We start from the raw sequence: 8900 nt of genomic DNA on the forward strand, positions 1-8900 counted from the left end.
ACCCGGGCGGCCTACGACAGGGATCCGATACCGGGGCCCGGTGGCGTCTGGCCCGATACGTGTCGTTAGACTGATTTTTACTCATCCGCTGTCGCTCGCGGGTACGCCGCCCGACAGGCCAAATTCTTTATACCACTGTTCGTATACCCACCCGTGTCGCTCCCACGTCTTCGGATCCGTCCGCAGCACGGAGTCTGCGCGCTGGGGGCGCTCTGTTTCGGGCTCGGCCTCGCTCACCTCGCGACCGAGGGCGAGGGGCTCGGGACGGGACTGGAGGCGTTCGTGATCTGCGGTATCGCCCTCTTGGTGGTCGCGACGGCGTACAAGCTTCCGAACCGGCCGATATCCCGCTCGGGGAAGTGGCGGGCGCTGCGGTTGGCGGTCACCGTGGCCGGGTCGTTCGCGCTCCTCGCGTTCGCCGTCTGGCTGATATGGGCGGTGGAGGGACAGGAGGGGGAGCTCTCCTTCCTCCTCGCGTTCGCGACCGCGCTCGGCTCCGCGGTCGGCATCCGGGGCGGGCTGTACGCGGTCGAGGCCGACGAGCGGCTCAGCGAGGCCCGCGACCTGACGAAGCTGCTGACGATCAACCAGCGCGTGCTGCGGCACAACCTCCGCAACGAGCTCTGCGTCGCGCTCGGCAACTTGGACAGGATCGAACGGCGCGACCACGGCCCGGAGACGGCCGAGGACGTGCGAACCGCGCGGACGCACCTGAACGGTCTCCTCGAGACGACCGACCGCACGCGGGAGATCGTCTCGATCTGGAACACCGACCAGCGCGAGACGTTCCGCCTCCGGGAGCTCTTGGAGGAGCGGATCGACGCGGTCGCGGCGGCGTATCCGGACGTGTCGATCGGGACCGAGTTCGACGGCGACCCGCGCGTGTCGTCGCACCCGGCGCTTCCGACGGCGATCGAGGAGGCGCTCCGCAACGCGGCCGAGCACACGCCGACCGACGTCGCGGTCACCGTCACGCTCCGCACCGACCGGACGGGAGCGGCGGTCGTGGAGGTCGCCGACACCGGAGCGGGGATCCCGGGGTACGAGGTGGACGCGATCGAGGGCTCGGCGGAGACGGCGCTCGTCCACACGCAGGGGCTCGGGCTCTGGATAATCTACTGGACCGTCGAGACGTCGGACGGGACGTTCGAACTGCTGGAGAACGAGCCGACCGGGACCGTCCTCCGGATCACGCTGCCGACCGCGGAGGAGGCCTGACCGACTCCGCCCCCGACCGGCGGCAAGGGCGGCGTCGCGGCAGCGTCGCGGCGCGCGGTTCGGTCGAGCGGACCAATATTGTGTTAATCACGCAAACATCTAAGTCGGCACGGACCGTACGTGGCGCCGATGGCCGAAGAGATCGATGAGATCCGACGACGGAAGCTCGAGGAGCTTCGGAACCGAGACGGGACGGAAGCGACCGACGAGACGGAGTCGACGAGTCCCTCCGAGCCCGTTCCGGTCGCCGGGAAGGCGGAACTGAGCGAGACCGTCTCCGAGCGGTCGGTCGTGTTGGTCGACTTCTACGCCGACTGGTGCGGCCCGTGCCAGATGCTCGAACCGGTCGTCGAGTCGATCGCCGCCGAGACCGACGCGACCGTGGCGAAGGTGGACGTCGACGCGAACCAGGGGCTCGCCGCCGAGTACGGCGTCCGCGGCGTCCCGACGCTCCTGCTGTTCGCCGACGGGGAGCAGGTCGAGCGCCTCGTCGGAATGCAGGACGAGTCGCGGCTCCGCTCCGCGATCGAGGAGCACGCGTGAGCAGTCCGGACCGATGAACGGATCCGAACCGAGTCGGGGGCTCGGTCGCCGATGAGCGACGCGCCGCCGGTCGCGCACGTCCGAGACGACCGCGCCGAGCTGACCGACCTCGCGCTCGACCTCCTCGCGGTCGACAGTTCGAACCCGCCGGGCGACACGCGAGCGGTGGTCGACGCGATCGAGCGATTCCTCGACCCCCTTCCGGTCGATGTCGAGCGCTTCGCGGTCGACCCGGCGAAGCCGAACCTCCTCGTTCGCGTCGCCGGGGAGTCCGACCGGACCCTGCTGTACAACGGCCACCTCGACACGGTGCCGTTCGACGCCGGCGCGTGGACCCACGACCCGCTCGGCGAGCTCGCGGACGACCGCGTCTACGGCCGCGGCGCGACCGATATGAAGGGCGCCGTGGCGTCGATGCTGTTCGCGGTCCGGGCGTTCGCGGTGACCGACGCCGAGCCGCCGGTCGACCTGCTGTTCGCGCTCGTGAGCGACGAGGAGGTCGGCGGCGACGCGGGACTGCCGGCGTTGTTGGAGGCCGGGCGGCTCGACGCGGACGCCTGCGTGATCGGCGAGCCCACCTGCGAGGCGGGCCGGCACTCGGTCACGGTCGCCGACCGCGGCAGCATCTGGCTGACGCTCGCGGCGAGCGGCGAGGGGGCTCACGGCTCCCGGCCGACCCTCGGTGTCAACGCGATCGACCGCCTCTACGGCGCCGTAGAGAAACTGCGCGACCGCTTCGGCTCCGAGCGGCTGGACGTCGGCGCCGACGTCGAGCCGATCGTCGAGGAGTCTGTCGACTACTACGCCCCGGCGATGGGCGAGGAGGCCGCCCGAGAGCTGTTCCGCTACCCCTCGATCAACCTCGGCGTCCTCGAGGGCGGCGACGCGATAAACAGCGTCCCGGAGTCGGCTCGGGCCGAGGTCGACGTGCGCCTGACCGCGGGCGTCTCGACGCCCGACGTGCTCTCCCGGATCCGGGCCTGCGTCGCCGGCTGCGAGGGCATAACGATCACCGACGTCTCGTGGAGCGTCGGCACCGCGGAGCCCTCCGGCAGCCCGCTGGTCGAGGCGGTGGCGTCGACGGCGGCCGACGTCACGGGCGAGCCCGTCTTCCGGCGGAGCGCGACGGGCGGCGGGGACGCGAAGACGCTCCGAAACGCCGGGATTCCGACCGTCGAGTTCGCGCTCGGAACCGACACCGTCCACGCCGCAGACGAGTACGTGCCCGTCGACGCGCTCGTCGGCAACGCCGTCGTCTACGCGCGGCTCCCGTCGGCGTGGGCGGCGGCGTCGGAGCGGTGAGGCGAATCGGGGTGAAGTCGGGTGACACGAGGTGATCTGACGCGGGCGTCCGCGTCGTACGAGTCGTCCGCGGCGCGCCTTGTCGACCGGTTTTTCACGGACTTGGAATTGAAGCGCAATACTAATGTCAACCGGCTCCAACTCACATCTATGACGGAGATAGAACCAGACGAGACCGTCGATTCCAGAGGCGCCGCCTGCCCCGGTCCTCTGATGGACCTCATCGGCGCGATCCGGGGCGTCGATTCCGGCGCGGTGATACGGCTCTTGAGCGACAACGAGCAGTCGCACACCGACGTCCCGGAGTGGGCCGAGGAGTCCGGGAACGAGCTGCTCGCCGTCGAAGAGCGCGACGACCACGCCGCGTTCTACGTGGAGAAAGCATGACGGAACGCATCGTCATCGTCGGCGGCGGGACCGGCGGTTCGGTCCTCGCGAACGACCTCGCCGACCGCCTCGAACCGGAGCTCGACGCCGGCGACGTGGAGGTCACCCTCGTCAACGACGGCCCCGAGCAGGTGTATAAGCCGGTGTGGCTGTACGTCCCCTTCGGTCAGCGCGAGCCGGCGGACGGCCGCCGGCGCCTCGACGAGCTGGTCGACGACGCGGTCGACCTCCGGATCGACCGCGTGAGCGACGTCGACACCGACGCCAAGCGGCTCCGGTTCGACGACGGCCCGTCGATGGAGTACGACTACCTCGTGTTAGCGACGGGGTCGACGCTGGAGCCCGAACGGATCCCCGGCCTCGCGGAGGGCGGACACGACTACTACAGCGAGTCGGGCGCGACCGAGCTCCGGGACGAGCTGCTGTCGTTCACCGAGGGCGAGATCGTGTTGAGCGTCGTCGGCACGCCCCACATGTGCCCCGCGGCGCCCCTCGAGCTCGTCTTCATGATCGACGACTGGTTCCGGAAGCGCGGGCTCCGCGAGGACGTCGAGGTCACCTACACGTACCCGATCCAGCGCGTCCACGGCAACCCCCACATCGCGGAGTGGGCGAGGCCGATCATGGACGAGCGCGGCATCGACGTGGAGACGTTCTTCAACGCCGAGTCGGTCGACCCCGACGCGGGGACGATCACCTCGATGGAGGGGACCGAGCTCGGCTACGACCTCCTCGTGTCGATCCCGCCGCACGCCGGCGTCGACCTGATCGAGGAGGCTGGGCTCGGCGACGACGGCTGGGTCGACGTGAATAAACACACGCTCGAGGCCGAGGCCGCGGACGACGTCTACGCGCTCGGCGACACCGCGGCCACCGGCGTTCCGAACGCCGGCAGCGTGGCGCACTACCAGGCCGGGGTCGTCGGGGAGCGGCTCGCCAGCGACGTCCGCGGGCGGCCGGCGACCGCCACCTACGACGGCAAGACGCTGTGCTTCATCGAGACGGGCATGGACGCGGCCTCGTTCGTCGAGTTCGACTACGAGAACCCGCCGGCGCCGGCGCCGCCGTCGCAGAAGCTCCACTGGTCGAAGCTGGCGTACAACGAGTCGTACTGGCTCACCGCACGGGGGTTGCTCTGACCATGTCCGAAGAGCAGTTCTCCGAGCGGAGCGACCTCGAGGCGGCGATCGAGGAGAAACCGGAGGCCGTCGCCGAGTTCGTCGAGCGGCTCGACGCCGTCAACGAGCTGCTCGACGTGCTCTCGCTCGGGGAGAACGCGCTCGACGACGAGATGGTCCGCGAGCTGTCGGCGACGGGCGCGACCCTCGCGGAGTCCGCGGACGGGATCGCGACCGACGAGACGGTCGGGCTGGCCGCGGCGGTCGGCGAGAACGGCGACGAACTGCGCGAGGCGCTCGAGACGCTGACCGAGCTCCAGCGGAGCGGCGCGTTGGACGAGCTGGCGGAGCTGGCGCAGGTCGGGTCGCTCGCGACGGCCGCCCTCGACGACGAGATGGTGACCTCGCTGGCCGGCACCGGGGCCGCGCTCGGCGAGGTCGCGCAGACGGCCGCGGACGACGACGCCCGCGACGGCGTCGAGACGCTGCTGACGAGCCTCGGCGAAGCGGAGCGCGAGCCGCCGGAACAGGTCGGACCCGTGGGGCTGGTCCGCGGGCTCCGGGACCCCGACGTGCAACACGGGTTCGGTTACCTGCTGGCGCTCTCGGGCGCGATCGGCCGCGAGCGCGAGAGCGACGGGGAGCGCTGACGCGGCGCCGCCGGGGCCGGCGACCGGGCGATCCGCCGGTGCGGGCCGGGGGCGGTCAGCGCGACAGCGACTCGCGGAGCGACGCGACGAAGCCGCCCGATTCGTCCGCCTCGACTCGTCCGTCCGCGGCGGAACGCTCGATCTCGTCGAACAGCGCGCTCACCTTTTCCTCGATCTCCTCGCGGACCGCGCGAACGGTGTCGATGTCCTCTCCGTCGGGGTTGACGAGGTCCCAGTCGCGGGATTCGACGCCGTACTGCGCTGGCTCGAAGTACATGATCGAACAGCCCATCGTGACCACGTAGTCGCTGTCCGCGATCTGATCGAGGTCGGCGACCCATTTCGGGCGCCGGTCCGAGATGTCGATACCGACCTCGGCCATCGCCTCGACGACCGGATCGTGCACGGCGTCCGCCGGTTCCGTGCCGCCCGAGTGGATCTCGACGACGTCGGTGAGGTCCCGCTCGTCGCGCTCGCGCTCCGCGAATGCGGCGGCCATCTGACTCCGCCCCGCGTTGTGGACGCAGACGAAGTCGAGCCGCAGCCGGTCGGACGATGTCATAAAACGTTGTGGCAGTGTAGCATGGAAACGGTTGCTATGTGACGAACATATTCATACGTACCAGTGACGAGACTTGCGCCGCGCGCCCGCGGCGCCCGGTCGGGAACGTCACGACACGGGTCGTCACGATCGGGGACTCGGTCGGAACGGCCGGCGGCCGCGGGGATCCGAGCGGCCGCTGGCGGAGTAAAGGAGTGGTACGGGGGGCGGTCGGGGGAAAGTGGATGCGGTGTGACCGTCGGCGGATCAGACGAGCAGTTGGATGTCGGCCTCGACCATGTCCTGCAGGGCCGTCGCGGCGCCGACGCCGGTGGTGACGCCGTCGTAGAAGTCGTCCTCGTCGTAGCCCATCAACTCGATGGTCATCTGACAGGCCTGGAACTCGACGCCCATGTCGAGGCTCGTCTCCAAGAGCTCCTGGACCGAGGCGGTGTCGTTGTCCTCGATCCGCTTTTCCATCATCCGCGTCGTCACGCGGTCCATCCCGGGGAGCGCGCCGACGACGTTCGGGACCGGCATGTTGGGGTTGCCGACGGAACTCATCTTGAGGCTCTTCGACCGCTCCTCATGCAGGATGTCGAGCCCCCAGAACGTGTGGAAGACGGTCACGTCGTAGCCGAAGGCGGCGGCGGTGCTGGCGAGGATCAGCGGCGGGTACGCCATGTCGAGGCTCCCCTTCGTGGCGATGATGCTCATCTTCTTCGCGTCGTCCTCGGCCGTGGCCTCGGCGAGCGACGCCTCCAGTTCGTCGACGCGCGCGGCGAGTTCGGCGCGGGAGGGGGCGTCGTCCGCCGCCGCGTCCGCGCCGTCCGGGGACGATGTGTCGGTACTCATCGTCACTCCGTCTTGCGGACGTAGTGTTTGTACACGTCGTCGCCTTCCTCCTGACCGACGAGTTCGACGCCGGCGGTACCCGAGGCCCAGCCGTCGATGTCGCTCATGCTTCCCGGGTCGGTCGCCAGCACTTCGAGGACCTGCTCTTCGGCCAGTTCGTCGATCGCGCCCTTCGTCTTCACGACCGGCATGGGACACGATGCGCCTTTCACGTCTAACGTCTCCGCGATATCGTATTCGGCACTCATTGGTTATCTGCTCCGTTGGTTTGTATTGGAGCTATTGCACAATACCCCCGCCACCGTTAAAAGAATGTTGTTTTTTGTGTTTGACGCGAACAACCAGTTACGCCGATAATCCCGCGGTGACACATGAGCCGCTTCCTAAACGTGTGAAGCGCATTATTTCGGTTTGTCTCCCGACCCTATATTGTGTGGTTATTGAATTACTATGCGAACTCTTTTGTATTCCCGTCCGGTACAGTGAGGTGTACAACATGGACGCAGACGATTTCCCGACCCCGGATGTCGAAGTCGAGACGATCGAACCGGAAGCGCTGAAAGGACGCATCGACGCGGGCGAAGACCTGACGCTGCTCGACACGCGGATGGGCTCCGACTACGAGGAGTGGCGCATCGACGGCGAGAACGTCACCTCCATCAACGTCCCGTACTACGAGTTCCTCGACGACGAGATCGACGAGGACGTCCTCGACCGGATCCCCGAGGACCGCGAGGTGACCGTCCTGTGCGCGAAGGGCGGCGCCAGCGAGTACGTCGCGGGGGAGCTCGCGGAGCGCGGCTACGACGTGAACCACCTCGAAGACGGCATGAACGGCTGGGCCGGTATCTACGAGACCGTCGAAGTCACCGGCTACGACGGCGCCGGCACGCTCCTGCAATACCAGCGCCCCTCGTCCGGCTGTCTCGGGTACCTGCTCTACGACGACGGCGAGGCGGCGGTCATCGACCCGCTCCGCGCGTTCACCGACCGCTACCTCGACGACGCCGACGACCTCGGCGTCGAGCTGCGGTACGCGTTCGACACCCACGTCCACGCCGACCACATCTCGGGCGTGCGCGACCTCGACGAGGCGGGCGTCGAGGGCGTCATCCCCGCGGCCGCGGTCGACCGCGGCGTCACCTACGCCGACGAGCTGACCCAGGCCGAGGACGGCGACACCTTCGCGGTCGGCGACGCGGTGATCGAGACCGTCGCCACGCCCGGCCACACGACCGGGATGACCTCGTACCTCGTCGACGAGAGCCTGCTCGCGACCGGCGACGGGCTGTTCATCGAGAGCGTCGCTCGCCCGGACCTCGAAGAGGGCGACGACGGCGCGCCGGACGCGGCACGGACGCTCTACGAATCGCTTCAGGAGCGCGTCCTGCCGCTCCCCGACGACACGCTGATCGGGGGCGCCCACTTCAGCGACGCCGCGGTGCCGGCCGACGACGGCACGTACACCGCGCCGATCGGCGATCTCGTCGAGGAGATGGACGCGCTCACGATGGAGGAGGACGCGTTCGTCGAACTCATCCTCTCGGACATGCCGCCGCGGCCGGCCAACTACGAGGACATCATCGCGACGAACCTCGGGCAGAAGGCCGTCGACGACGACGAGGCGTTCACCCTCGAACTCGGCCCGAACAACTGCGCCGCGAGCCAGGAATCGCTCGCGGATGACTGAGACCGCCATCGATGCCTGACCCACTCGTCGCACAGGCGGCCGCCGACCTCTTCCCGAACGGGATCAGCCGGTACGCCGTCGGCGGACTGCTCGTCGGCCTCGGCGCGGTCGTGATATACGTCGGGACGGGGATCGCGGCCGGCGCGAGCACCTTCCTCGAGTCGACGCTGTCGTACGTGTCGGGGCAGTCGCGGTTCCGGCGGTACGTGAGCTCTCGCGACTGGCGCGTCGTGTTCACGCTCGGGATCGTCCTCGGCGGCGCGGCGTTCGCGGCGACGGTCCAGTCGGGCGTCATCACGACGTCGCTCTACCAGCCCGGAACCACCGGGCGGACGTACGAGCTCGCGGGCGTGACCCTGTGGCTGACCGACGTCCAGCCGTGGCGACTGTTCTTCGGCGGGATACTCGTCGGCATCGGAACCCGAATCGGGAAGGGGTGCACCTCGGGGCACGGCGTCTGCGGCGTCGGGTCGGCGTCGAAGACGTCGCTCGTCGGCGTGGCGACGTTCCTCGCGGTCGCCATCTTGACCGCACAGCTCGTCGCCGCGCTGGGGGTGAGTCCGTGATGTGCGAGACGCGAGGCGCGAACGGAGTGA

At 69.1% G+C, this 8900-nt stretch carries 11 protein-coding genes; 8 read left to right on the forward strand and 3 right to left on the reverse strand.

The genetic code is table 11. The annotated features are described in order from the left end of the window. The first annotated feature begins 153 nt into the window (after positions 1-153). The 6 genes from DJ73_RS07900 (at position 154) to DJ73_RS07925 (ending at position 5218) form a co-directional block, all read left to right on the forward strand. Positions 154-1218, forward strand: a complete 1065-nt coding sequence (locus tag DJ73_RS07900; RefSeq protein WP_249269099.1) for a HAMP domain-containing sensor histidine kinase — start codon at positions 154-156, stop codon at positions 1216-1218. A 129-nt stretch (positions 1219-1347) separates the two neighbouring features. Continuing rightward, the gene (trxA, locus tag DJ73_RS07905; protein ID WP_094524238.1) at positions 1348-1761 is read left to right on the forward strand and encodes a thioredoxin; all 414 of its coding nucleotides are present in this window, start codon (positions 1348-1350) and stop codon (positions 1759-1761) included. 51 nt (positions 1762-1812) lie between these two features. Beyond that, complete coding sequence (locus tag DJ73_RS07910; RefSeq protein WP_094557722.1) at positions 1813-3063, forward strand: M20 family metallopeptidase; 1251 nt, start codon at positions 1813-1815, stop codon at positions 3061-3063. A 150-nt stretch (positions 3064-3213) separates the two neighbouring features. Beyond that, positions 3214-3450: a sulfurtransferase TusA family protein gene (locus tag DJ73_RS07915; protein WP_094524188.1), complete on the forward strand. Its 237-nt coding sequence runs from the start codon at positions 3214-3216 to the stop codon at positions 3448-3450. Next, the gene (locus DJ73_RS07920; RefSeq protein WP_094557723.1) at positions 3447-4589 is read left to right on the forward strand and encodes an NAD(P)/FAD-dependent oxidoreductase; all 1143 of its coding nucleotides are present in this window, start codon (positions 3447-3449) and stop codon (positions 4587-4589) included. Before DJ73_RS07915 ends, DJ73_RS07920 begins: the two co-directional genes overlap by 4 nt. A gap of 2 nt (positions 4590-4591) precedes the next feature. Next, positions 4592-5218, forward strand: coding sequence for a DUF1641 domain-containing protein (locus DJ73_RS07925; RefSeq protein WP_094557724.1), 627 nt, complete (start codon positions 4592-4594; stop codon positions 5216-5218). 55 nt (positions 5219-5273) lie between these two features. Here the strand turns inward: DJ73_RS07925 and DJ73_RS07930 are convergent, their stop codons facing one another. From DJ73_RS07930 to DJ73_RS07940, 3 genes are all read right to left on the reverse strand, one after another. Next, positions 5274-5780 (reverse strand): low molecular weight phosphatase family protein, encoded by a 507-nt coding sequence (locus DJ73_RS07930; RefSeq protein WP_094557725.1) that lies wholly within the window; start codon positions 5778-5780, stop codon positions 5274-5276. 246 nt (positions 5781-6026) lie between these two features. After that, positions 6027-6614 (reverse strand): DsrE/DsrF/DrsH-like family protein, encoded by a 588-nt coding sequence (locus tag DJ73_RS07935; RefSeq protein WP_094557726.1) that lies wholly within the window; start codon positions 6612-6614, stop codon positions 6027-6029. 2 nt (positions 6615-6616) lie between these two features. Next, positions 6617-6862: a sulfurtransferase TusA family protein gene (locus DJ73_RS07940; protein WP_094526060.1), complete on the reverse strand. Its 246-nt coding sequence runs from the start codon at positions 6860-6862 to the stop codon at positions 6617-6619. A 248-nt stretch (positions 6863-7110) separates the two neighbouring features. Here DJ73_RS07940 and DJ73_RS07945 point away from each other — a divergent pair, with 248 nt between their 5' ends. Continuing rightward, positions 7111-8304: an MBL fold metallo-hydrolase gene (locus DJ73_RS07945; protein ID WP_094557729.1), complete on the forward strand. Its 1194-nt coding sequence runs from the start codon at positions 7111-7113 to the stop codon at positions 8302-8304. Positions 8305-8315: 11 nt separating this feature from the next. Continuing rightward, complete coding sequence (locus DJ73_RS07950) at positions 8316-8870, forward strand: YeeE/YedE family protein (RefSeq protein ID WP_094524182.1); 555 nt, start codon at positions 8316-8318, stop codon at positions 8868-8870. Positions 8871-8900 lie beyond the last annotated feature (30 nt).

Origin of the sequence: Halorubrum sp. Ea1, from assembly GCF_002252965.1 — an archaeon.
Taxonomy (GTDB): domain Archaea; phylum Halobacteriota; class Halobacteria; order Halobacteriales; family Haloferacaceae; genus Halorubrum.